20 protein-coding genes and 1 pseudogene are annotated in these 24,214 nt (G+C 43.3%); 12 read left to right on the top strand and 9 right to left on the bottom strand.

Going from position 1 to position 24,214, the window contains the following annotated elements:
* The 9 genes and pseudogenes from GQS54_RS20375 to GQS54_RS20415 form a co-directional block, all read left to right on the top strand.
* A partial coding sequence (locus tag GQS54_RS20375; RefSeq protein WP_240920026.1) for a VF530 family protein occupies positions 1–269 on the top strand: 269 nt, incomplete at its 5' end.
* A gap of 315 nt (positions 270–584) precedes the next feature.
* On the top strand, positions 585–1,769 hold the full coding sequence (locus tag GQS54_RS20380; protein ID WP_166425760.1) for an efflux RND transporter periplasmic adaptor subunit: 1,185 nt from the start codon (positions 585–587) through the stop codon (positions 1,767–1,769).
* 2 nt (positions 1,770–1,771) lie between these two features.
* Positions 1,772–3,715, top strand: a complete 1,944-nt coding sequence (locus GQS54_RS20385; RefSeq protein WP_166425761.1) for a MacB family efflux pump subunit — start codon at positions 1,772–1,774, stop codon at positions 3,713–3,715.
* A gap of 4 nt (positions 3,716–3,719) precedes the next feature.
* The gene (locus GQS54_RS20390; protein WP_166425762.1) at positions 3,720–5,141 is read left to right on the top strand and encodes an efflux transporter outer membrane subunit; all 1,422 of its coding nucleotides are present in this window, start codon (positions 3,720–3,722) and stop codon (positions 5,139–5,141) included.
* A gap of 190 nt (positions 5,142–5,331) precedes the next feature.
* Positions 5,332–5,715 (top strand): annotated as a pseudogene (locus GQS54_RS20395) (SpoVR family protein); the annotation flags it as partial.
* Positions 5,716–5,773: 58 nt separating this feature from the next.
* Entirely contained in the window at positions 5,774–6,109 is a 336-nt protein-coding gene (locus GQS54_RS20400; RefSeq protein ID WP_166425796.1) for a VF530 family protein, read from the top strand.
* A gap of 10 nt (positions 6,110–6,119) precedes the next feature.
* Positions 6,120–6,614, top strand: coding sequence for a YgjP-like metallopeptidase domain-containing protein (locus tag GQS54_RS20405; RefSeq protein ID WP_166425764.1), 495 nt, complete (start codon positions 6,120–6,122; stop codon positions 6,612–6,614).
* A gap of 25 nt (positions 6,615–6,639) precedes the next feature.
* Positions 6,640–7,008: a YacL family protein gene (locus GQS54_RS20410; RefSeq protein ID WP_166425765.1), complete on the top strand. Its 369-nt coding sequence runs from the start codon at positions 6,640–6,642 to the stop codon at positions 7,006–7,008.
* A gap of 189 nt (positions 7,009–7,197) precedes the next feature.
* Entirely contained in the window at positions 7,198–9,057 is a 1,860-nt protein-coding gene (locus GQS54_RS20415; RefSeq protein ID WP_166425766.1) for a choice-of-anchor I family protein, read from the top strand.
* A gap of 82 nt (positions 9,058–9,139) precedes the next feature.
* Here the strand turns inward: GQS54_RS20415 and GQS54_RS20420 are convergent, their stop codons facing one another.
* A complete protein-coding gene (locus GQS54_RS20420) occupies positions 9,140–9,544 on the bottom strand; it encodes a BLUF domain-containing protein (protein WP_166425767.1) in 405 nt (134 codons plus the stop codon).
* 128 nt (positions 9,545–9,672) lie between these two features.
* Positions 9,673–10,956: a sodium:proton antiporter gene (locus GQS54_RS20425; RefSeq protein ID WP_166425768.1), complete on the bottom strand. Its 1,284-nt coding sequence runs from the start codon at positions 10,954–10,956 to the stop codon at positions 9,673–9,675.
* A gap of 426 nt (positions 10,957–11,382) precedes the next feature.
* On the opposite strand from GQS54_RS20425, the gene GQS54_RS20430 reads away from it, so the two are divergent.
* Positions 11,383–12,714, top strand: a complete 1,332-nt coding sequence (locus tag GQS54_RS20430; protein WP_166425769.1) for a Na+/H+ antiporter NhaC family protein — start codon at positions 11,383–11,385, stop codon at positions 12,712–12,714.
* Positions 12,715–12,805: 91 nt separating this feature from the next.
* On the opposite strand, the gene GQS54_RS20435 is transcribed toward GQS54_RS20430, so the two are convergent.
* From GQS54_RS20435 to GQS54_RS20445, 3 genes are all read right to left on the bottom strand, one after another.
* On the bottom strand, positions 12,806–14,593 hold the full coding sequence (locus tag GQS54_RS20435) for an alpha-amylase family glycosyl hydrolase (RefSeq protein WP_166425770.1): 1,788 nt from the start codon (positions 14,591–14,593) through the stop codon (positions 12,806–12,808).
* A 53-nt stretch (positions 14,594–14,646) separates the two neighbouring features.
* Positions 14,647–15,045: a heme-binding protein gene (locus GQS54_RS20440; RefSeq protein ID WP_166425771.1), complete on the bottom strand. Its 399-nt coding sequence runs from the start codon at positions 15,043–15,045 to the stop codon at positions 14,647–14,649.
* A 77-nt stretch (positions 15,046–15,122) separates the two neighbouring features.
* Positions 15,123–16,100: an aldo/keto reductase gene (locus tag GQS54_RS20445; RefSeq protein WP_166425772.1), complete on the bottom strand. Its 978-nt coding sequence runs from the start codon at positions 16,098–16,100 to the stop codon at positions 15,123–15,125.
* A 176-nt stretch (positions 16,101–16,276) separates the two neighbouring features.
* Between GQS54_RS20445 and GQS54_RS20450 the strand changes: the two genes are divergently transcribed.
* Positions 16,277–17,179, top strand: a complete 903-nt coding sequence (locus tag GQS54_RS20450; protein ID WP_166425773.1) for a LysR family transcriptional regulator — start codon at positions 16,277–16,279, stop codon at positions 17,177–17,179.
* A 77-nt stretch (positions 17,180–17,256) separates the two neighbouring features.
* Here GQS54_RS20450 and GQS54_RS20455 read toward each other — a convergent pair whose 3' ends face one another.
* A complete protein-coding gene (locus GQS54_RS20455; protein WP_166425774.1) occupies positions 17,257–19,308 on the bottom strand; it encodes an NADPH-dependent 2,4-dienoyl-CoA reductase in 2,052 nt (683 codons plus the stop codon).
* 33 nt (positions 19,309–19,341) lie between these two features.
* Positions 19,342–20,202: a crotonase/enoyl-CoA hydratase family protein gene (locus GQS54_RS20460; protein ID WP_166425775.1), complete on the bottom strand. Its 861-nt coding sequence runs from the start codon at positions 20,200–20,202 to the stop codon at positions 19,342–19,344.
* 151 nt (positions 20,203–20,353) lie between these two features.
* On the opposite strand from GQS54_RS20460, the gene GQS54_RS20465 reads away from it, so the two are divergent.
* Complete coding sequence (locus tag GQS54_RS20465) at positions 20,354–20,989, top strand: TetR/AcrR family transcriptional regulator (RefSeq protein WP_166425776.1); 636 nt, start codon at positions 20,354–20,356, stop codon at positions 20,987–20,989.
* A gap of 24 nt (positions 20,990–21,013) precedes the next feature.
* On the opposite strand, the gene GQS54_RS20470 is transcribed toward GQS54_RS20465, so the two are convergent.
* Both GQS54_RS20470 and GQS54_RS20475 read right to left on the bottom strand, forming a co-directional pair.
* A complete protein-coding gene (locus tag GQS54_RS20470; protein WP_166425777.1) occupies positions 21,014–22,534 on the bottom strand; it encodes an AMP-binding protein in 1,521 nt (506 codons plus the stop codon).
* 687 nt (positions 22,535–23,221) lie between these two features.
* Positions 23,222–23,863, bottom strand: a complete 642-nt coding sequence (locus tag GQS54_RS20475) for a hypothetical protein (protein ID WP_205967863.1) — start codon at positions 23,861–23,863, stop codon at positions 23,222–23,224.
* Positions 23,864–24,214: the final 351 nt, after the last annotated feature.

Consider the following 24,214-nt stretch of genomic DNA (forward strand, 5'->3'; position numbering starts at 1 on the left):
CCCACAAGGCATTGTTATCTAATATGCTTTCAGGCGTAAAATACTTTACGCAATATCAATTTATTTCAGATGTGATCTGTATGACAGTTCAGAAAAATAACCCTTTGCATGGGCTAACCTTGCAACAAATCGTCGAAACATTAGTTGAAAAACTAGGTTGGGCGCAAATGCACGAGCAAGTTAAAATCAATTGTTTTTGCAGTGATCCAAGTGTTAAATCAAGTCTAAAATTTTTGCGTAAAACCCCGTGGGCACGCAGCAAAGTTTAAGATCTTTACCTATATACGATGCGCCGTTCAGTACCTAAATCTCCTTCGACAAGTCAGACTAGATCGCCAGCACCACAAAACACAGCAACGGCCTCACCCTCGACAGATTTTGTTTGGCCTGAGCCAAACAAACCGAGCGAAAAATAATTCTATGGGGATGAAGTACAAGACCAAATCATACCATTAATAGCCTCCCATATACTTTTGTTAACCCACCCTTAACCCTTGTTCTATTAATATTGAACTTAGATATTGTTGCTTCAACCCTACCGGAGTGATAACGGTGAGTATTTTAAATATGGACCTTATTAAATCATGAAAAAAACGAATAGAAATAAACTGATTGTTGTAATCGTTGCTATTTCTCTACTAACGACAGCCGCTTTTTTTTATTTTTCACAAAATAGTAAGCCCGCGCCAAATTATGCGACAGAAAAGGTCCAGCGTGGCGATATCGAAAATAGCGTATTGGCAAATGGTATGTTGCAAGCTTCTAAACTAGTTAGCGTTGGTGCTCAAGTTTCAGGACAAATTATTACTCTTCCCGTTTCTTTGGGTCAAGAGGTAGAAAAAGGCACCCTTATTGCGCAAATCGATAGCCTTACTCAACAAAATAGCTTAAAGGAAGCACTTGCATCACTGGCGAGTAGCAAAGCCGAATATAGAGCAAAGCAAGCACAAATTAATCAGGCCCAACTAGAATTTAACCGTCAAAAATCCATGTTAGATGATAATGCCAGCTCTCAAGCTGATTATGAAACGGCACAGGCTTCTCTTTTAGTTTATCAGGCAGAGCTTGAACAATTGCAAGCGCAACAAGAACAAGTACAACTGAATGTTGAAAGTGCTCAGCTTGACCTCGATTACACAACAATCAAAGCACCAATGGATGGGATTATCGTTTATACCGCGGTGACGGTTGGGCAAACCGTTAACTCTAGTCAATCAACCCCCACGATTGTTGAATTAGCAGATTTGCAAAAAATGACGGTAAAAGCGCAAATTTCCGAAGCCGATGTCATTAAAGTTAAACCAGGGCAAGACGTATATTTTACTATTCTTGGTCAGCCCAGTAAGCGTTATACCGCAACATTACGTGCAATTGAGCCGGGGCCAACGTTAATGGATGGTGATGATAGCGACATGACCTTAAGTGATTCTGATGCTATTTATTATAACGGCCTATTTGATGTGGATAATACCAATGGAGTGTTGCGAATTGGCATGACGGCCCAAGTTTCTATTGTGCTTAGCCAAGCAAAAGATGCACTGATTGTTCCTGCACAGATATTACAAACAAGCTCTGGAACCAATCCGAGTTATAAAGTGCCTGTTTTAGTGAACGGTGAAATTGAATACCGCACAGTGAGTGTTGGTATCAATAATAAAGTCAGTGCAGAAATTACTGACGGATTGCAAGACGGTGATGAAATTGTCCTTGCAGCGCCTTCATCAGACTCCAGTGGTAAAATGGGCAGTCGTATACCAATGAGGTTTTAACCATGAGCGAACAAGTGCTACTTAGTGTGTCTGGTGTTTACCGCTCCTTTGCCGCCGGAGATCAAGAATTAACGGTTCTGCGCGATATTAATCTTAGTATTAATCGCGGAGAAATGGTCGCAATCGTGGGCACGTCTGGCTCGGGTAAATCCACGCTAATGAATATCTTAGGCTGTTTAGATAAACCCTCTAAAGGACGTTATTTTATTAATGGTCAAGATACGTCGATGATGGATGCCGATCAACTGGCCCAATTGCGACGTGAGCATTTTGGTTTTATTTTTCAACGTTATCACCTACTGGGCGACCTTGATGCTGTAGGCAACGTTGAAATGCCTGCGATTTATGCGGGAAAAGATAAAAAAGAACGTAGAGAAAGAGCAGAAAGTTTGTTGTCACGTTTGGGCTTAGCAGATCGACTTGATCACAAACCCAGCCAACTCAGTGGTGGCCAACAACAACGAGTCAGCGTAGCCCGAGCATTAATGAATGGCGGCGATGTTATTTTAGCCGACGAACCAACAGGTGCCCTAGATAGCCAAAGTGGTAAAGAAATGATGAAGTTATTGCAAGAGCTTCATCATGATGGCCATACCATTATTCTTGTTACCCATGACATGGACGTAGCCAATTTTGCAGATAGGATTATAGAGCTTAAAGATGGCGCAGTTATAAAGGATGAATCAAATGCTAAGTCAGAACAACAAAACACCCTACCCGAGATTAAATCCCCCACGACTTCTTGGCTAAATTGGGATCGCTATACCGAGGCATTAAAAATGGCGCTTGTCGCCATGTCATCTCACCGAGTACGTACGTTTTTAACCATGCTGGGTATTATTATTGGTATTGCTTCGGTGGTATCAGTTGTTGCCCTGGGTGCGGGCTCTCAACAATCGGTACTAGAAAATATTAGCTCCATGGGCACCAATACCATTGATGTTCGTTCTGGAACGGGTTTTGGTGATAGGCGCTCGGCTAGTGTACGCACATTAACAGCACAAGATAGCGATGCACTTAAGGTCTTGTCTTATGTAGATAGTGTAACGCCTTCTATTAGTACTGCCGGTACTATTCGGTATACCAATCAGGCCGTGTCTGCCAGTTTTAACGGTGTAGGGGCAGACTATTTTCGGGTACAAGGCTATGAAATAGCGGAAGGTCAATACTGGGATGAAACCAGTGTTTTAAATTTAGCACAAGAGGCCGTTATTGATGATAATACCCGACAATCATTATTCCCAGAGCAATCCGCCATTGGTGAAGTTATCTTTCTTAATGACCTACCCGTGCGAATAATTGGCGTTACGAAAGCGAAGAACAGCGCATTTGGCAGTAGTGATTCATTAAATGTTTGGATACCTTATACCACGGTTTCAGGTCGTATGGTCGGTCAGCGTTATCTAGATAGTATTACCATTAGAGTTAAAGAAACGGTATCGAGTAATGCTGCGGAGCAAGGGATTATATCTTTAATGGAAATGCGTCATGGAACAAAAGACTTTTTTACCATTAATACCGATACTATTCGTGAAAGCATTGAACAGACCACACAGACCATGACCCTACTGATTTCAGCTATTGCGGTCATCTCACTTATTGTGGGAGGAATTGGTGTTATGAATATAATGTTGGTTTCAGTCACCGAGCGAACGAAAGAAATTGGCGTGCGTATGGCCGTAGGTGCTCGGCAAGGTGATATTTTGCGTCAGTTTTTAATCGAAGCCGTATTGGTTTGTTTGTGTGGCGGTATTATCGGCATTGGACTCGCCTACTTAATTGGTCAAATCTTTGCTTTTACAGGTGGAAGTTTTCAAATGATTTATTCAACCACTTCAATTGTTGCTGCATTCGCTTGCTCTACGCTGATTGGCATATTATTCGGTTTCTTACCCGCACATAATGCCGCGCAATTAGACCCTATTGATGCTTTAACGAGAGAATAACAAAATGATAAAAAGAATTTTGCTACTAAAACTCTCTCCGCTGGCGCTTTGTATATCACTGGCAAGCGGTTGCAGTAGCTTCACACGGACTGAATTTGTTGCACCAGAAGTTGCTATTCCAGCAAGCTGGCAAAGCGTGAGTATTAATCAACAAGTTAAATTGGACCCTTGGTGGCAGAGTTTTAATAACCCAGAGCTTAATCAATTAATTGAGCAGGTATTAACAACCAATAACGATTTAGCATTGGCCACGTTGACCTTGCGTACAGCACGTTTGCAAGCAGGATTAAGCGAGACAGAAAGCTATCCACAAATAGGAGCGAACATTAATGGCTCAAAATCAAAAGCGTTTGACGGCGGTGGTAGCTATACCGAATATGGTACCAATTTATCATTAAGTTATGAGTTGGATCTCTGGGGGCGTGTTTCTGCAGATATAGATGCCGCCAAATGGGCTAGCCTAGCCAGTGCCGAAGATAGAGAAAGCACAGCCCAAAGTTTAGTGGCTACAACGGCCATTTTATATTGGCAAATTGGCTATTTAAAACAGAGTCTAGCACTGAGTCAAAATAGCATCGACTATGCACAGCAAACACTGGACCTGACTGAACGGCAATATCAATCAGGCTCTGTTTCTCAGTTGGACGTATTTGAAGCTAAGCGTCGCTTGGCTAGCGAACAGGTTAGCAATAGTGAATTACAGCAAGCGCTTATTGAAGCGCAAAACGCATTAGCCATTTTGTATAACCAGCCGCCATTGGAAATGCCGATTCTAATCGAGAAGTTACCCGACGGTGATATTCCAATCATCGCTGCGGGTGTCCCTTCTGACTTATTGATCCGCCGACCTGATATTAAATCTGCACTATATGACCTAAAGTCAGCATATGCTTCAAAAGATGCGACTTTTGCTGGCTATTTACCGAGCTTAACCCTATCTGGCTCGCTGGGAACATCTTCCACAGAATTGAAAAATTTATTGAGTAATCCAATTGGTACACTGGGTGCTAATTTAATCTTACCGTTTTTGCAATGGAATGAGATGGCGCTGTATAAGGAGATCGCAAGTATCGAAGTAGAGTCAGCAGTGGTGAACTATCGAAAGACTTTATATAACGCATTTAAAGAAGTCGATAATGGGATTTCAGCACGACAACATTATCAGTATCAAGAGCAAAGATTACGAGAACAATATGATGCGGCGTCTGCTGCTGAGCGTATCTACGCAAGTCAGTACCGCAATGGTGCTATCAGCATTCAAGTTTGGTTAGATTCTCAAGAAAATCAGCGTACTGCAGAAGTCGCATTATTGGCGAATCGTTATAATCAGTTCAGTGCGCAAGCGACTCTGTATCAAGCACTAGGTGGTAGTGATATTACAGCGCCGATATCATTAAAGGAAACATCGTTGGACTCATCAGAATGAACCCAATCACCGCATCAACATCAGAATAAAGTTAGTTATGAGTGTGAGTAAAATAAACCACATTTCTGTTCAATTTAACGAGGTCTGATTTAGATCGGTTTAGGATTATTGAATTTGCTGTAACCATGGGTGTCTCTATAATTTGTACGTGTGTCTGTGTAATTTCTGTTCTGTTAACATGGGTATCTATGTAATTTATGATTTTAAGTTTTTTGCCATCGAAGATGATGAACAAAAAACGTTTATAGATGTATCCGCCATTTATGGCGAAGTGAGCTACCATACCATCAGAGAAAAGCTGTCAGCTCAGTATAACTTGAGTAACTTAGAGCCAAATATTCAGGTGTACGAGATTGATGCCAGCGGCGATCGCTCTATCACTCTTTCCTATCTACCTCAGCAGGGTATTCCTTTGGCTGACAGCTATCATAAAGTCCTTCAGCATTTACATCATTTGTGGGGATTTTCTGTTAAATTAGAACAAGTGGATGAACAGGGCTCACGACGTTTGCTTGCAACCTATCCTGAACAACCATCGGGTTCAGTCGCAACCCCACAAGGCATTGTTATCTAATATGCTTTCAGGCGTAAAATACTTTACGCAATATCAATTTATTTCAGATGTGATCAGTATGACAGTTCAGAAAAATAACCCTTTGCATGGGCTAACCTTGCAACAAATCGTCGAAACATTGGTTGAAAAACTAGGTTGGGCGCAAATGCACGAGCAAGTTAAAATCAATTGTTTCGGCAGTGATCCAAGTGTTAAATCAAGTCTAAAATTTTTGCGTAAAACCCCGTGGGCACGCAGCAAAGTTGAAGAGCTTTACCTATATACGATGCGCCGTTCGGTACCTAAATCTCCTTCGACAAGTCAGACTAGATCGCCAGCACCGCAAAACACAGCAACGGCCTCACCCTCGACAGATTTTGTTTGGCCTGAGCCAAAAAAACCGAGCGACAAATAATTCTATGGGGATGAAGTACTTAGCAGCATACCCTGAACACTTACAGGAAAAAATTGAACAGCTATTAGTGGCAGATAAACTCAAAGAGTATATTTATGCGAACTATCCAAGTGTGCATGAAGTAAGTAACGATAATGCCTTGCGGGAGTATGTAATGGCGTTAAAAAATCGCTTCTTACGCAAGTCGTCACCTTTAAGCAAAGTTGCATTTGATCCCAAAATTCATGTGGTCAATCATGCCTTAGGTATGCACACCTATGTTTCTAGAGTGCAAGGCGGGAGACTTAAAAGTAAGAACGAGCTTCGTGTCAGTACGCTATTCAAGCGTGTACCAGAACCTTTTCTAAATATGATCGTGGTACATGAGTTAGCGCATTTAAAAGAGAAAGACCACAATAAGGCCTTTTATCAACTTTGTTTGCACATGCTGCCTAATTATCATCAGTTAGAGTTTGATTTGCGGGTTTACCTCACGCAAATCGAAGAACGAGGCGACATTTTTTAACCCTTTACTTTGGATACCCTACCCTATGGACTATCAATTTATTAGAAACGACCGGGCCGAACCCATGGCGGTATTTGATATGGGTGCGGAAACACTTGGCTTATGGTTTAGTGAAGAACTAGGTCGTGATCACCATAAAATCGCACACCTTTTGAATGTGATCAAACAACTAGAAAACAAAGATATTGAGCACTATGAATTATGCGGACGAGAATTCAATATGGAGTTAAACCGCGATGAGGTCGAGGTTTATGCAACTATTACTCGCGAAGAGGGAGAGATAGATATTCCCCAAGACACCGAATTGTACGACCAAGAGTCTATTAGCGGCTGTGGTTTGGAAGATTTCAAAAGTGTGTTGTTATCTTGGTCCAATTTTATCGGAAGCGCTTAACCGAGACTTTGAACAAAGTTTAGCCCTGCGCTTCTTTTTTTGCTTTGCTCCACACATTTCACTGTTTTGTACTTTGATTACCTACCTATTATGTCCATCGTCATAATTTGTTCATTTTTTTGTCGTTAAAAAGTCACACAGCGACTTTATGTTGCTCAGCTGCTTTTAAAGAAATAAAAAGGAACATTTGTGAAACCACTTAAACACATCTTACGACTTAGTTTAATTAGTATCGCGGTCGCTTGTAGCCTATCTGGCTGTGCGCTAGATGGAGACGAAGGCCAAGACGGCGCTGCAGGCATTAATGGTACAGACGGCATCAACGGCCAAAGCCTTCCCAGAGCATTAAATATTGAAGTAGTGGGTCGTTTTGCTGCTGGTGGTATAGACATTTTCGGCAAAAGCGCCGCTGAGATTGTACAATTTCACAAAGCATCAAACTGTGCATTTGCCATTAATTCGGCACTGAATCAAATAGAGGTAATTGATCTAACAGGCCTTACCAAAGCGCCCGTAGCGAATCCATTTACTGATGCGAGCCTGCAATCTAGTGCATTTACCTTTGCTGATGCCGTGACAATCAAAAATACTGATGGCTCAGAACAAATCATTACGTTGGGCGCAGCAAATTCCATCGCAATCCACGATGATATACTTGCAATAGCGGTTGAAGCGACGGTGAAAACTAGCCACGGGGCAGTATTATTTTATCGCTTAGATACAACCGGCCAAGGCAGTTTCATTAAAGCGGTCGGTGTTGGCGCGTTACCCGACATGGTCGCTTTTAGCCCGGATGGCTCAAATGTGCTGGTGGCCAATGAAGGTGAGCCAGACACCGAGTATGTCGTCGACCCCGAAGGCAGCGTGTCTATGATTACGCTCACAGCTGGCATGCCGAATGATACCGCGCAACTAATCAATTTTACTTCTGATATGACATTTTCTAGCGACGCACTTAATGAAGAGGATTTCGATAGTAACGGGAAGCGCATGGCATTGCTTAAAGCCGCCGGGGTCAAATTCGCTGGCCCTGCCGGTATGACGGTGGCACAAGCATTAGAGCCTGAATATATTACTTACGCTTCTGATGGCAAAAAAGCTTATGTGTCGCTGCAAGAAAGTAACGCAATCGGCATTATAAACTTAGAAGACTTGACAATTGAGGTGAAAGCGCTTGGCTTTAAAGACTGGAGCAAATACCAGCTAGATTTTACCAACAAGGACGAAATTCCTAAATTTAGCAGTGTGGATGGCCTCTATGGCATGTATCAACCAGATACCATCGCTTCATATCAGTGGAATGACGCCACTTTTATTTTATCCGCTAATGAGGGCGACTCCCGTGATTACAACGCTTATTCAGAAGAAATCCGGGTCGCCGATATTGTTGATGAAGACGAATTAAACATGACCCTATCTCCTGCTCTTCAAGCTGCGTATGACTTAAGTGGTGGCAAGGATGGCTTAGGGCGCTTGAAAATCACAACAGCATTAGGTAATGCCGATGATAATGGTGAATTTGAAGCCCTGTATGCCTACGGAGCGCGTTCGTTTTCAATCTGGGATCAGAACATTAATCTGGTTTATGACTCAGGCGATGATTTTGGCAAAATTTCGGCTGCTGTTTTGGGCAATAATTTCAATAGTGCCCACACCGAAAACAAAGGTGATAATCGCTCTGATGATAAAGGTGGCGAGCCAGAAGCCATCGCGGTGGGTAAAATCGAAGGCAGAATGTATGCTTTCATCGGTCAAGAGCGCTCGGGTGACTTATTTACCTACGATGTAACGGACCCGTTTAATGTAGCGTTTGTGGATCACTATAACAATCGTGATTTTTCCACCCGCTTTGAGCTAGACGATGACTTGGACAACCCATGTGATGAGGCCGAAGGGATGGATTGTAGCGAAGTCGCTCAGTCTGGTGATTTAGGTCCCGAGAGTATCAAGTTCGTTGCTGCAGGCGACAGCCCCAACGGCAATGCACTGTTGATAGTCGGTAATGAAGTCAGTGGTACGGTGACCATTTATCAAGTCACAGAGGAATAAGTTCCAGAACTCAGCTAAGGAATTCAACAAAACGCCTCGCAATTATGTTCCACTGAGGCGTTTTTATTTCTAAGGGGGATGATCAATAAACTTGCTTCAGTAACATATGGATCCCCTGCTGATGCTCTCGTGCAAAAATATCTCGCTGGGCAAAATTAGTTAAGATAGTTGCAGCATCCCCTTTCTGCTGGGCTTCTAGTAAAAGAGAAAAACCCATGGACCAATCGCCAAATTCACGGATGCTCGTATCTTTAGTCATAACGATACGAACATTAGTGTGACGCCAATCGCGCTTATTTTTATCAAAAACGACGCAGACATGTTCTTCGTCACCCTCGATAATTTGAAAGAAATGACCAGCTACCGCCACTAACTTACCGCTAATACCCATGTCTTCATTACACAGGCGCGCGCTTAACAGAATGCTTTGCATATCTTGTTCGTTAAGTGCTTTCGCAAAATCACTCACATAAATCAGCTGATACATAGCGTAGGTTTATTCTCGACTGCATCACAGGTGTTAAGAAGCCTAAAGTAATGCGGTAAATGAGTATGCTATACGATAGTCTAATGAAACCTTGCAAGAACCGCTGAATCACAATCACTTTGATAATATTACTCGTCAGCTTCAGCCGCTGCGATGCTCTTTTTAATCAAAGGAGAAATCGTTAAACCTTGAATGACAATCGAAAATATCACCACAATATAAGTCACAATAACCATCAAATTATGCAGGTTGTGACCGTTAGCAAGCACCGTGTCTTTAGGGATCGATGCAGCCATCGCAAGTGCTAGCCCTCCTCGCAGGCCACCCCAAGTAAGAATACGGACCGAGTTCAAATCGTAACGTCTAAATCGACGAAAAAGCAAATATGGCGTGCCAACACTGATAAATCGAGCAATGAGTACAGCAGGAATCATGCACAACCCGATGGCTATCTCGTCGAGGGTTAGCGTCATACTCACAATTAGCATTCCAATCAACAGAAACAGTAACGCATTGAGAAAACTGTCGGTTGCATGCCAAAAATTTTTCACGTAACGAATGCTGGATATACGCGACATCGATGCCGACTTTGAGCGAGTAACGTTACCAATGAAAATACCACACATGACCATGGCCAGTGGACCGGAGATATGCATAAGGTTGGCTAATGCGTATCCTGCTGAGGGAATAGTTAAGGTTACGAGTAAACGAATATTGACATCAGTACTGTAAATAATGAGAAAATGCGCCACTACGGCCAATACCAAGCCAAACAAGATACCGCCAATAGCCTCCACTAAGAATAATTCAGCAACACTACCAAATGTCGGATCAACATGACTAAAGGCCACCGCAAATAACGTAGAAAAGATGACTAATCCCACCCCATCATTAAACAGAGATTCGCCTTCAACTTGAATCGAAATATTTTTCGGTGCATTCATCTGCTTTATAATAGCGAGAACCGCAATGGGATCCGTTGGGCTAATCAGAGCGCCAAACAATAGGCAGTAAACGATAGGCACTTCCCAACCAAATTCAGCTAAGATCCATTGACTCAGGTAACCCACAATAATCGTCGAAACCACCGTGGAAAATAGTACTAAAATAGTAATTTCCCAGCGTTGACGGCGTAATGCACGGAGGTCTATTTCCATTGCGCCAGCAAAGAGTAAGAAACCCAACATACCATTCAGTAAAAGCTGATTAAAATCCAACCCGCTAACGACCTTAACCAGTGCCAGTGCAGATTCATCCCCCAGTAACTTTACTGCTAAGATCAGCAACAAAGAAATCACCACCGAGCCCGTTGTAATAGCAATAGTAGTTTGCAATTTAAGTACGAATTGATTAGTAAACGCGATAAGGACAGCTAATGCCCCTAAGAAACAAATGAGATACCAAGCGTCCATGGACGTTCCTATTAGTGAATTTTGCTAGTGTGAGAGTGGTGTTGAGTATCAAAACTCGATGGCGGCTATCTTAACCTAAAGTCTATAAATGATCGTAAATTAGCCTGTTAATTCCTCTGCACAAAGTGTTATCGAATGTAACTGTTTTCTAGTCTACCCTCACTTTGATAACTAAATTATAACTTTTAAAATCAATATCTTATAAGAAATATATTACGCCGACAAAATATTCAGTAATGAACGTTCTAGGGTTATTATCTTTAAGTATAATTCGATTAATCATTGAATAAAGTTCATGAACAATTTGGCACTCGCGTCATACCGCCTTATCGCACTTGAACAAATGTCGGACATTAAGCTAACTTAACTTGCTATTTCTGTTCAGACGTTTAGTATTTTGGACGTCTAAACGTCCATGGTAAATTTATGCAAACACCGACACCTTCGTTAAACCCTTATTCAACTACCGCTAAACTTGCGCTGTTGCCGCTGCTTACCTTCTTGGTACTGTTTTTGGGTGTTGGATTTTATTATCAAGCGCAAGGCGTGGAGTATGCTTTTTATCAGTTGCCCTCCCCGTCAGCGTTACTGCCTGCGGTGATACTCGCCGTTTTGCTGTCAAAGGAAACCCTAACCCAAACCATGGCGCGATACGTCGATGGGGCGGGTCACAGCAATATTATTACCATGTGTTTTATCTATTTATTAGCGGGCGCTTTTTCTGCCGTGGCTAAAGCCACAGGCGGGGTGGATGCCACAGTAAGCTTAGGGCTGAGTATTATTCCTGCCCAATTTATCTTGCCGGGGTTATTTTTAATTGCGGGGTTTATCGCCACCGCCATGGGCACATCGATGGGTACCCTTGCAGCCCTTGGCCCTGTCGGATTAGGCGTGGCCCAAGCCACAGGGATTGAGCCAGCATTAGTGGCAGGTGTATTGGTCAGTGGCGCGATATTTGGCGATAACCTATCGATTATTTCAGATACCACAATCGCCGCAACACGTACTCAAGGTTGTGAAATGCGCGATAAATTTAAAGCCAATTTACATTTGGCCTTACCCGCTGCGTTTATCGTGATTGTGCTATTGGTGATATTAGGCGAATCCGGGGAAGCAAATATCCCTCAAGGCACAAATGGGTGGCTTGCTCTGCCCTATGTGCTTATTTTGGTGTTAGCGGTTGCCGGGGTAAATGTGTTCGCAGTGCTGGTGATTGGTATCTTATCTAGCGCAATTATCGGTATCAGTATGACTGACTATGAACTGGTTTCAGTCGGTCAGGACGTTTACAGTGGTTTTGGCCAAATGCAGGAAATCATGATCTTATCTTTGATGCTCGGCGGCCTTTCTGAACTCATGCGCCAGCAAGGGGGAATTGACTTTTTGCTAGCAACCATTAGCAAGCTGATTCGAGCGTTATCTTTGCCCCTTAAGATTGGTAATTCGTTGGGGATCGCAGTCCTTATCAGTGCGCTAAACGTGTGTATTGCCAATAACACCGTGTCGATAATCGTGGCGGGCAGTACGGCTAAAGCCCTTGCTGAGCAAGGGGGCATTGAACCCAAGCGCAGCGCAAGCTTACTCGATATATTCGCCTGTGTGGTGCAAGGGTTAATACCTTATGGCGGGCAGTTATTGATTATCGGCGCAACGTTTTCACTGTCGCCGGTAGACATCATTCCCTATTCGTTTTACTGCTTTATTCTTGCAGGTGTCACCTTGTTAAGCTTCGTCTGGCAGGCTAAAAAAGAACGCTGAGTCATAAAAATTAGCTAACGCGCAGATGTTAATGCATTGATTGTGCAATAACATCTGCGGCTTTTTGTGATAAAAATAAAGTAGTTTTCGTTTATTTTGCTTGGTACAAAGCGAAGCTAAGTGCCGGCACCGTCACCTTTATCATGTTATCGCTAACGTTAAACTCAGTCGCCTCGACTAGTCCTGTATAATGGTTTGATTGCGCGGCCATGGAAATACTAGTGGTTTTGGTGCTGGCGTTAAATACCACCAAATACTCTTTGCCTTGCGGCAATCTCCGAGCAAATGCAAACATCATCGAATCATCATTAAAATACCGACTCTCATAATGCCCGCGGCGCAACGCTTCATGTTGATATCTTAGTTGCGCTAAGTCACTCAGCGCCCGGTAAATCGGATGCTGAGGGTCAAAGTTATCATCCGCAGTACTCTTATCACTGCCAAGTAAGATGTTGTCGTTATCAGTAGCAACCAAAGATGGAAACATATCTTCGCGAGCATTTACGTCATTACCGTCACCGGTAAAGCCCTGCTCGTCTCCGTAATACACAACAGGTATGCCGCGAGATAAATACATAAACGCGTGTGACAAAATACTGCGTTGCAACTTCTCTTGTACATTGGCATCGGGCACCCCTTGCTCGATAAAATAACCCGTGCGCCCCATATCGTGATTGCCTAAAAACGTCATCAGTAAATCAGCTTGGCTGTCTTCATCAGTGTATAGATGATCCTGAGCGAACAAGGCATCGATAGCCTGCGGATTACGCTTACGGTAGAAGACGTCTGCGGCAGCTTGTTGAAAACCGAAATCCAATACCGACGGCAGTTTACCTTCAGTGGTAAAACGGCTTAATTGCGCTGGGTCTGGATCATACACTTCACCGAAAATATGAAAATTAGGTATGCCCTGCTCTTGCGCATAAGCCATTATCGATGGGCTGAACGTTTGCCAAAACGGCAATCGCACATGGCGCACCGTATCAATTCTAAAACCATCAGGTTTGAATTCTTTGATCAAATTTTTGTAGATTTCGATCATGCCCTGCAAAACCTTAGGATTTTCGGTATCTAAATCATCGAGTCCATTGAAATCACCGTTTAACGAGCTCTCCCCTTTGAACGTGGTATCCCCCTGGTTGTGGTAAAATTGCGGATCGTTTAGCCAGACTGGGACTTTTACAGTTTTCTCGTTAAGCGGCACGAAAGGCGTGTAATCGTCTCCCTCGGCGAGCTGATGCAAAGACTTATACAAGCAGTGGCTCTCTGTCTTAAAATCGCCGTTGGCATGATGGCACTCTTCATATTTCACGACATCTGCGGTGTGGTTGGTGATAATATCAAAGAAAACCTTAATGCCTTTTTTGTGTGCCGCAGCAATTAGGCTTTTAAGATCGTCATTTGAGCCAAAATGCGGATCTATTTCAGTGAAATCGACAATCCAATAACCATGATGTGCCACGCCGTCGCTTTGAGTGGCTTTGTTGCGCAATATGGGTGTCATCCAAATCGCGGTGACGCCCATGCCTTGTAGATAATCTAGTTTTTGCTCAATTCCTTGCATATCACCGCCGTGAAAACCTCGATTTGACTCAGGGTTAAAGCCACCAGCAGAGATACCACCGTTTTTAGCGCCGTAATCGTTGCTTTTATCCCCATTATTGAAACGGTCTGGCATCACAAAATAGAAAACATCATCTCGTACATCACGCAACAAGTAATTTTCAGTGGGTAACGTTTCGTTAGCTGGGCTTGTGTCTGCAACACCATGAGGGTTCATGTCTTTTACTGGTGCGGCAATTCGCTTATTACCATCTGAACCACAGCTTGAAATAAGGCTGGTAAGTAAAAGCAGTAAAATAGTTGGTTTTAGCATCATGCGATGTTCTCCTGGTTTTCATGTTTCTTATATGTGCCTTCCTCGGCAACACGCTATCGAGCGAGATGCTGACACTCTATTGCGGACATAGCGAGCGCCTCGTCTTCTAACTCACTCAAACCGCTTACCCCGACTGCCCCAACGCACTTGGTGTCGATAAACACCGGGACACCACCCGCAATGCCAGTAAATAGTTGATCATTCCAATACCCCATGTCTTTGCCAGTGTTCTGCGCCCAAGCGCCAAGTTGCCGCGTACTTTGGCGCTCTCGCGCCGCAGTATAAGCCTTGGTTTTTGCTAAAACGCCCGCTTGTAAGCTGGCATCATCCATACGACTGAAGCACAACAGTTCACCGTGACTATCAGTGACACAAATCGCGATGTGTTGATTGTTTGCACGCGCCGATGTTATGGCCGCTTGCATCATGTTTGTTGCTGTATTTAAATCCATTAAAGCGCTCTTTTGTTTTTATTTGTTGGTAATTGCTGTTACTGAATGCCAATTGGTAATGAGTAAGCACAACCTTGTTACGGTAACTCGTAGCCTTTAGCACTTTCATACAGGGCATACCAATGCTCGCGACTGAGCTGAATATTCATTGCTTGGCAAGACGCCGCGATCCGAGCACAGTCGGTGGTACCGATAACAGGTTGCAACTGCGCAGGGTGTCGCATTAACCAAGCGAGCACTATTGCTTCAGGGCTTGTGCTATAGACATCAGCTAGGGATGCGACCAACCTACTAGTACGTTGTACGGCATCCGATTCACCCTTTACGTCGCGCCCTGAATACAAGCCTTGGGCTAAACTCCCCCAACTTTGCAGCTGCATTTTTTGTTGGCGACAGTATTCCAATGTGCCTGAGGTAAAATTGATATCTCGCCCTTCGCTGTTACCCGCGTAAATGCCCTCATCAACCCAATCTTGCTTGAGTAAGCTCGCCTCAATCTGATTCGCGACTAACGGCTCATCTAACGCTTGTTGTAAAAAGGCTATTTGATGATGTTGCATATTAGATACCCCAAAATGAAGCACCTTACCTTCGTGTTTTAGCTCAGTAAATGCATTGGCAATTTCTTCGGGTTGCATTAAAGGATCAGGTCTGTGCAACATAAGCACATCCAAATAATCTGTATTTAAGCGCTTTAAGCTCCCTTCAACAGATGCTTTGATCCAATCGGCTGATAAATCATAGCGCTTCGGTCCTTTGGCATCCGCAAAACGAATACCGCATTTAGACTGAATATAGATGTGTTTGCGTAATTCAGGGCGCTCCCTTAGCACCTGACCAAACACCTGCTCGGCTTTGCCCAACGTATAAATATCAGCATGATCGAAGAAGTTAATCCCTGACTCTAATGCTGTATTTACGCAATCATTAGCCTGCTCAATATGTACATTGGTGATGGGTGCGTCATCCCACGTACCACCTAGGCCCATGCAGCCATATGCAAGTGCGCTCACATTGGGTAAATAATTAGCTAACGGTAAAGAAGGTTTGAACATGCGAGCTCTCTTAAAGGTAATATATTAAGTGAGCACAGTGTAGTGAATTACCGGCAAAGCAAAAGAGACGGTTAGCAAAAACATTGTTTGATATAACGAACAATGCAAGACTAAAATATCTTGAGCCTTAATTATATTTCTATATAAAGTCTCTCAACTAGCTGTGAGTATATGCAATGAGCCGTGAACATAAAAAATTCGAACGATTAATTTTATTTAGCGAAGTTGCCAATCAATTGAGCTTTACCCGGGCGGCGCAAGTGCTGGCTATTTCCCGAGGCTATTTGTCTGAACAGATCCGCAAGCTAGAGCAAGATTTAGGCAAGCACTTGTTTATTCGTTCAACGCGCAGCGTCTCATTAACAGAAGAAGGCACCCAACTACTCGTTGGCATGAATCAAATAAAAAGCTCGCTGTTAGAACTCGAGCGTGAGGTCCGTCATGATAACGATATACTCGAAGGCACCTTGCGGATAACCGCCCCCAGTCAATTTGCACAACGCTACGTGCTAGATTTGTGCAGTGATTTCCAAAAAGTGTATCCGAGTATTACGTTTAGCGTAGATTGCAGCTATACCCCCTATGACTTAGCAAAAAATGACTTTGATTTAGCCTTTAGAGCAACCCAGTCACCCCCACAAAATATGGTCGCCAAAAAGTTGTTTGACTATCGGCACGTGTGCTGTGCAAGCCCAAAATATATTGCTGAAAAAGGCGCTCCAAAGCGCTTTACGGAGCTTTCTGAACACAGATGTTTAAGCCGCACATTAAAGGCAGTATGGACACTGTCAGAACAGAAAATTGAAGTGAATGGTCCGATAGCGGTAAACGACAACCTAATGTTGAAAAATCATGCGCTACATGGAAAAGGGATAATTTTGGTACCTGAGTATTTAGTCGATAAGGAAATAGCAGCAGGTCAGCTAACCTCCCTCTTTGATGGCGAAATACAGCCTGATTTCACCATTTATTTGATTCACCCTCAGTTAATTCACCAATCAGCTCGATTAAAGGCCTTTATCGGATTTACTCAACACTATTTTAAAAATAACGCATTAGAAGATACCGAGTCTCGATAATTTTTTTCGCCCTTAACAAAGCACCCCACTACTGTAAACAGCAATGGGGTGCTTTCATTATGTACTCTATTTTTGTACTACAACTGTGCAGCTAAGCGCATACCTTGGTCAATTGCACGTTTAGCATCAAGTTCAGCTGCGACATCCGCACCACCAATTAAATGATAAGGCTTAGTAAGGCCTTCTATTAATTCGCGTAACGGATCTTGTCCCGCGCAAATGATGACATTGTCAACGTCTAGTAACTGGACCTCATCATTAACTTTAATATGAATGCCCTGATCATCAATTTTAAGGTATTCACAGCCCGCAATCATGCTCACGCCTTTACTTAACAAGCCAACGCGATGTGCCCAGCCTGTTGTTTTACCTAGGCCAGCTCCCACCTTAGTGGTTTTACGTTGCAACAAGAAAATTTCTCGTGGTGATTTAGTTGGTTGAGCTTTCATGCCTTCAATCCCACCTCGAGATGAGAAGGTCATGTCGATACCCCACTCTTTCATAAAGGCTGGGATATTTAGACTTGTTGACTCCCCCGAATGTGATAAAAACTCAGAAACATCGAATCCGATGCCACCGGCACCAATAATTGCCACCTTCTTACCAACGGGTTTATGTGATTTGATAACATCGATATAGTTCATCACTTTTGGATGATCAATACCCTCAATAGGTGGCGTACGCGGCTCAATACCGGTTGCCACAATCACTTCATCAAAATCGCTATCATTTAAATCACCGGCGCTAACGCGCGTATTTAATTTCACCGTGACGTTGTGCAATTCAAGCTGACGTTTAAAGTAACGAATAGTTTCAAAAAATTCTTCTTTGCCGGGTACTTGCTTAGCAATATTAAATTGTCCGCCAAGTTCATCAGTTGAATCAAATAATGTCACTATATGACCACGCTCAGCAGCCGTTTTAGCCGCAGAAAGACCAGCAGGACCCGCACCAATAACAGCAATTCGCTTAGGATCCTGTGTTGGTGAAATACTCAACTCAGTTTCATGGCAGGCACGAGGATTAACCAAACAACTGGTCATCTTGCCTTCAAATACGTGATCAAGGCAGGCTTGGTTACAACCGATACAGGTATTAATTTCATCAGAGCGGTTTTCAATTGCTTTGATCACAAAATCAGGATCAGCCAAGAAAGGTCGCGCCATCGATACCATGTCAGCATCACCACGGGCTAAAACTTGCTCAGCCACTTCAGGTGTATTAATACGATTAGAGGTGATCACTGGAATCGACAAAGACTGACGGAATTTCGCCGTTACCCAGGTAAATGCAGCCCGAGGAACTTTAGTGGCAATAGTTGGAATACGCGCTTCATGCCAACCAATACCCGTATTGATAATTGTTGCGCCAGCTTTTTCAATCGCCTTACCTAGCTCGACTACTTCATCGTAAGTTGAACCGCCTTCAACTAAATCTAACATTGATAAACGGTAGATAATAATGAATTTTTCGCCCACAGCCTCACGTACTCGGCGCACGACTTCTAAAGGCAGTTTAATTCTATTTTCGTAACTTCCACCCCATTGGTCGTCACGTTGATTGGTACGCGCGGCAATAAATTGGTTTAAGAAGTAACCTTCTGAGCCCATAATTTCAACGCCGTCATAGCCTGCTTTTTGTGCCTGAGTTGACGTGAAAATAAAATCTTCTATTTGCTTTTCAATACCAGCATCATCTAAAGCCCTAGGCTTAAATGGATTAATTGGTGCTTGAACAGCAGAAGGTGCGACTAAATTTGGGTTGTAGGCATAACGGCCTGTATGCAAAATTTGCATACATATTTTAGCGCCTTCGCTGTGCACTGCATCGGTGATCATCTTGTGATTAGCGACTTCAGCATCGTTACTTAAACGTTTGGTATTTTGATGTGTCGCGCCCTCGTCGTTCGGACCGATGCCACCCGTTACGATTAGGCCTACACCACCGCGGGCACGTTCTGCAAAAAAGGCAGCCATGCGCTCATGGCCGTTAGGGGCCTCTTCAAGGCCTGTATGCATTGAACCCATCAACACACGGTTTTTCAATGTAGTAAAGCCTAGATCTAGAGGCTTAAGTAAATTTGGGTAAACGCTAGCGCCTGCTGCGTTTATTGCTGTTGCTGTTGTCATATTTCAGGTCCTGTATTGTTCTGTTTTTTGCGCTTATTTACGCTGCATACCACTTATATTTTTAAGTAATTCTTCGTAGACAGGCTTACGGCGCTCTTTGGCTGCCGTCATCGCTTCTTGAATATCAGGCATTTGGAACATGCCTGATTGCCACGTCGCCATATAGTTCAGGGCATCCGCGACGGTATGGTCTCGGGTGTAGTTAATCATTTCCTTGCAGCCCGCCACAGCAAGAGGTGAATGACTGGCGATTTGAGCCGCTATTTTCATCACGCCTTCAAGCAAACTTGCTTGATCAGCGAACACTTGATTAACCAAACCACATTCTTTTGCTTCAACCGCTCCCATATTACGACCGGTATAAGCCAACTCGCGCACCAAGCCTTGTGGAATAAGATGAGGCAAACGTTGCAAGGTACCTACATCTGCGGTCATACCGATTTCAGTTTCTTTAATCGTAAAAAACGTATCAGCGGTACAGTATCGACTATCTGCGGCACACACCATGTCAACGGCACCACCAATAACGCCGCCTTGCATAGCAACAAGCACTGGCATACGCACAGATTCCAGAGCATTAAAACTGTCTTGTAGTTCTAATACCATCCGACGCATACGTTCCCCCCTACGGGCAGGTTCACCCGTAAAGTCCTTACTCATTTGTGTAAAAACGGACAAATCCATACCAGCACTAAAATGCTTTCCTTGCGAAGAAATAACTATTACACGGGCAGCTGACTGTTCGTCAATTTTACGAACAGTGGCAGGTAACTCATGCCAAAAAATTGGGATCATGCTGTTCAATGCCTCAGGACGAGACAATTGGATATGAGCGATATGTTGCTCGATACTGACACTCAGGGTTTCCAACTTGGAAAAATCTAAATCAGACACTTTATTCTCCATTTGTTACGGATTGAAGGATGCTAATTAACGTGTCACCTACTAATACAAACCGACTACACGTCCATCAGCAATCAAACTAGACAACGTCAAGATAAAGTCTTATTTTGACGCTGTCAAGATATGTGCTAAATTCCAGCTCATGCAAAAAAAATCATCTAAAAAAATCATTAAAGAATCAGCTGCAACCAAGGGTAGCTATCATCATGGTGATCTGCGTTCAAGCTTATTAGAAACAGCTAAGGCTATGCTCAGCGACGGCGGAATCGAAGGCTTATCGCTACGTAAGCTTGCAGATCGTGTCGGGGTATCGCGTACCGCCCCCTACCATCATTTCAAAGATAAAAATGAATTGCTTTGCGCTATTGCCGAAGAAGGCTTTGAACATTGGCATAACAATGCAGAACGCATCTTTTCTCAAACAGGCATGACTTCAAAGCAAAAGTATCATCAGTTTTTTCAAGGCTACATTGGTTATGCGGCTGAGAATCCTGAGATGTATGACTTAATGTTTGGTCGCACTATATGGAAACAAAACAGTGCTACCAACGATCTACGTGATATCGCCTACCCGAGTTTTCAACGCCAAGTAGAAATGACCAAAAAATGGCAGGAACAAGGTTTAATGTCCGCCGAAGAGGACACCCTTCGTCTCGCTCAAGTCACTTGGGGCACTATGCACGGCATTGCTCGTTTATTAATTGACGGCATATATGCAGACCGGAATCATATTGATGAAATGTGTGCCTGCGCCGTAAACCTTTTTACGAGAGAGTAAATAGGTTTACGACTACTGGCGCCATCAAATATAGGACGCTTTTAAACGTTGCTTAAATATTTTCCCGCTGTCTTCTCTGGGTAACGCTTGGTGTATATCTAGTTTCTTAGGCCATTTAAAGCGGGCAAGTTTTCCCTCTAAAAAGATAGCCACGTCTTCGATCGACACCGTTTCCCCCTCAGCACACTGAACAGCAGCAACCACCTTTTCGCCAAACTCGGAATGAGGCACACCGAAAATGGCACAATCAACTATTTGGGGCATTTCGATGAGCACGGCTTCGATTTCTGCGGGAAAAATATTTGCTCCTCCCGAAATAATCATGTCTTTTTTACGATCATTAATAAATAGATATCCGTCATCATCTAAATACCCCACATCACCTAAGGTGGTGTGGTTTTGATAATGCAGACCATCAAGCGTCCCTTCGGTGTTGGTATATTCGAATGGACCAAACATAGGAAGATGCACGTATATAGAGCCTGATTCACCAGTGGGTAGAGGCTGCATATCATCGTCCAGTATCATAATAGTGCCACCTGATATCGCTTTACCCACGGAACCAGGCTTCTGCACTGCCTCTGTAGAAGATATTAAGGTCATAAATCCTAATTCACTCGCTCCATAGGATTCAAAAAAGATTGGCCCAAACCATTCGATCATTCCTTGTTTAACATCAACGGGCCATGATGATCCCGTTGACAAAGCGTACCGCAAGCTGGATATGTCATACTTGTCACGCACACTCTGAGGTAGCTTCAATAAGCGAATCATCATAGTCGGTACGATGTAAGTATGGGTAATTTTATGCGCTTGTACATCAGCCAAGAAACGCTCAGGATCAAACTTTGGTTCAATGAACACGTCAATGTTTTCTGCCGCTAAGCAACTTAGTGTTAAAGCATGGGGTGCGCTGTGATAAAGCGGTGCCGAGATATAAAAACGATCACCATTGTCGAGTTGCATCAAGGCTTTTGCCAGCCCTGCAAATACAGTGTAAGGATCGGGCCTCTGTTCATTGTATTCACGCTTAATTCCCTTAGGTTTTCCTGTACTACCGGAGGTATATGAAAACATGCCCCTAAATCGCTGAGGTGGCGTGTTAATAGCCTCTTTATCGGCTAATAACTGATGAAAGTCCTCCCAATTAGATGATACTGAAGTGACGGCGTTATCCTGTACAGAATAGCGTTCTTTGATTATTTCAGGGGTCTTAATAACAATGGTTGCCAGATTTTTGGGCAATGGTTCAACAAAACCTGCTAGTAAATCGCTGTGTCCGACCAACACCTTTGCCCCACTATCGACAATGATAGGCATCAGCTCTGGCTGTGTACTGTGCCAGTTAAGGGTAACGTAATATGCTCCAACGTAACGACATGCCTCAACAACCTCGTACAAGGTGGTGTCATTTCTAAGGAGTATGGCCACCACATCCCCTGTGGCTAAACCTTTGCTTCGAAATATATGTGCTAGTTTCTTCGCTCTATCCATCATATCGTCGCGTTTAATCTGTGCGCCGCTCAAATAGAAATGTCCTGACATGTACCTGCTCCTTAGCTTCGTTTTTTTATGAAATATGTTCGAATGAACATGTTCGATAAAACACCACTTTGCGTTTGAGAATACCTCAAGCAAGAGTCAGTCATGCATCAGAATTATATATGAATTGTTATTTCTATTATGAATAATAGCTTAAACGTTCCTAGAACAACGAGTGTTGGAAGAAATGATTGACGAACGTGATTTGAATAAGGCACGGGGCAGATATAGCAAATAGTCCACGGTTGCGATTAAAAATAGGTCATGCACTGCCCGCCTTGGAAAGTAGCGGTACTAATTCCATATTATGTTAGTGCGGTCAGTTCCGGCCTGACGAGGCTCGGCCTGACGAGGCTCGGCCTGACTTATGGCTGTACTCAACTAACAACGCGTGAACTCTCTGCACTAATTTGCACCAAGAAGTGCATCACTATTCCTAGGACATAGTCGGAGTCTGCCATATATAACCTGTCCCATAGTACTTATTAAGGCTAAAAACTAACCAGTACATTAGTAACAGCTGACGATTACTGGCAAATTTAATCGGTAAATAAGTAAACAATTTTAATGGGCTCACGCCCTTATATACCTCTGTTGATTTTACGCTAGACTATTATATAGCCTGAAGCAGAAGTAATTTTGAATGTTGCCTCTAGGGGTAAATAATGCGCAACATTCATCTGGAGCAGCCTAGGTAAACAGACGCATAAACCAGCCTTTTTCTAACTCTTCTCTGCAACCTTTAAGCTGTGTTGCGTAACGTAAAGAACGAGACTTTACCGTTTTAGCGACTCTTTGCAGCCAACGTTTCTTGTGGTAACTCTTACGCTTATATCCTCCCCAGCCTTCGTGATAATTTAGATATTGCGCTTCTGCATCCCACTTCGATACACGGTTAATTTTATGAGTCTTACTAATAAACCACCCCATAAAATCCATAGCATCTTCAAAGTCTTCTCGATCAGCCCAACCATTTCCCGTTTCTCTTTTGTAATCCGCCCAAGTTGGCGTTTTTGCTTGCGAATAGCCATAAGCACTGCTTACGCGCCCCCAGGGTATCAAACCAAAAAACACATAATCTTTAGGCGGTAGCGCATCAGCTCTAAATGAACTTTCCTGGTACATCATTGCCATAGGCACATGCATAGGCACGCCCCACTTTTCGCTCATATCTTCGGCAGTATCAAACCAATGACGCTTTTCGAGAAAGATTTCACAAATATTACTGATATTTTTAGGGGGCGTTGTCGTGCACCCACCAAGCCACATTACTAATAACAGTATCAGTGAAATACGACCAACAAATGGATATTGAGATAACTTGCGAGACATACGTCACTCTCGTCTATGATTCAAATAAATGGTTTCGCGGTACCATACCTCGCGATCCGGATGAACAATACTAACCTGTTCGACTCGAATATGGTAAGTTTGTGTATATATTCGCCCAAAAAACTCGCCTAATGTGACCGCCGAGTAGCGAAATCCATGACTAATTTTGGCAATATGTTGAGTAAACGGAACGAATGATTAAATGCTGAGTCAGATTTATTGTGTGTTTTAATTTATGTGTATTTCCAAAAAGACTTTTAGCCCGACTCTTTAATTGGGCTTTTTTTTTGCTCGAAATTGGTTAAAGAATAAACCTAAGATCCGGCAAAACTATCGATATTATCTAGGTCA

It is taken from the genome of Paraglaciecola sp. 20A4 (genome assembly GCF_011378905.1).
GTDB lineage: Bacteria > Pseudomonadota > Gammaproteobacteria > Enterobacterales > Alteromonadaceae > Paraglaciecola.

Coding starts and splice junctions, on each gene's coding strand:
- GQS54_RS20380 (WP_166425760.1), top strand. CDS start 585: ATGAAAAAAACGAATAGAAATAAACTGATTGTTGTAATCGTTGCTATT.
- GQS54_RS20385 (WP_166425761.1), top strand. CDS start 1,772: ATGAGCGAACAAGTGCTACTTAGTGTGTCTGGTGTTTACCGCTCCTTT.
- GQS54_RS20390 (WP_166425762.1), top strand. CDS start 3,720: ATGATAAAAAGAATTTTGCTACTAAAACTCTCTCCGCTGGCGCTTTGT.
- GQS54_RS20400 (WP_166425796.1), top strand. CDS start 5,774: ATGACAGTTCAGAAAAATAACCCTTTGCATGGGCTAACCTTGCAACAA.
- GQS54_RS20405 (WP_166425764.1), top strand. CDS start 6,120: ATGAAGTACTTAGCAGCATACCCTGAACACTTACAGGAAAAAATTGAA.
- GQS54_RS20410 (WP_166425765.1), top strand. CDS start 6,640: ATGGACTATCAATTTATTAGAAACGACCGGGCCGAACCCATGGCGGTA.
- GQS54_RS20420 (WP_166425767.1), bottom strand. CDS start 9,544: ATGTATCAGCTGATTTATGTGAGTGATTTTGCGAAAGCACTTAACGAA.
- GQS54_RS20425 (WP_166425768.1), bottom strand. CDS start 10,956: ATGGACGCTTGGTATCTCATTTGTTTCTTAGGGGCATTAGCTGTCCTT.
- GQS54_RS20430 (WP_166425769.1), top strand. CDS start 11,383: ATGCAAACACCGACACCTTCGTTAAACCCTTATTCAACTACCGCTAAA.
- GQS54_RS20435 (WP_166425770.1), bottom strand. CDS start 14,593: ATGATGCTAAAACCAACTATTTTACTGCTTTTACTTACCAGCCTTATT.
- GQS54_RS20440 (WP_166425771.1), bottom strand. CDS start 15,045: ATGGATTTAAATACAGCAACAAACATGATGCAAGCGGCCATAACATCG.
- GQS54_RS20445 (WP_166425772.1), bottom strand. CDS start 16,100: ATGTTCAAACCTTCTTTACCGTTAGCTAATTATTTACCCAATGTGAGC.
- GQS54_RS20450 (WP_166425773.1), top strand. CDS start 16,277: ATGAGCCGTGAACATAAAAAATTCGAACGATTAATTTTATTTAGCGAA.
- GQS54_RS20455 (WP_166425774.1), bottom strand. CDS start 19,308: ATGACAACAGCAACAGCAATAAACGCAGCAGGCGCTAGCGTTTACCCA.
- GQS54_RS20465 (WP_166425776.1), top strand. CDS start 20,354: ATGCAAAAAAAATCATCTAAAAAAATCATTAAAGAATCAGCTGCAACC.
- GQS54_RS20470 (WP_166425777.1), bottom strand. CDS start 22,534: ATGTCAGGACATTTCTATTTGAGCGGCGCACAGATTAAACGCGACGAT.
- GQS54_RS20475 (WP_205967863.1), bottom strand. CDS start 23,863: ATGTCTCGCAAGTTATCTCAATATCCATTTGTTGGTCGTATTTCACTG.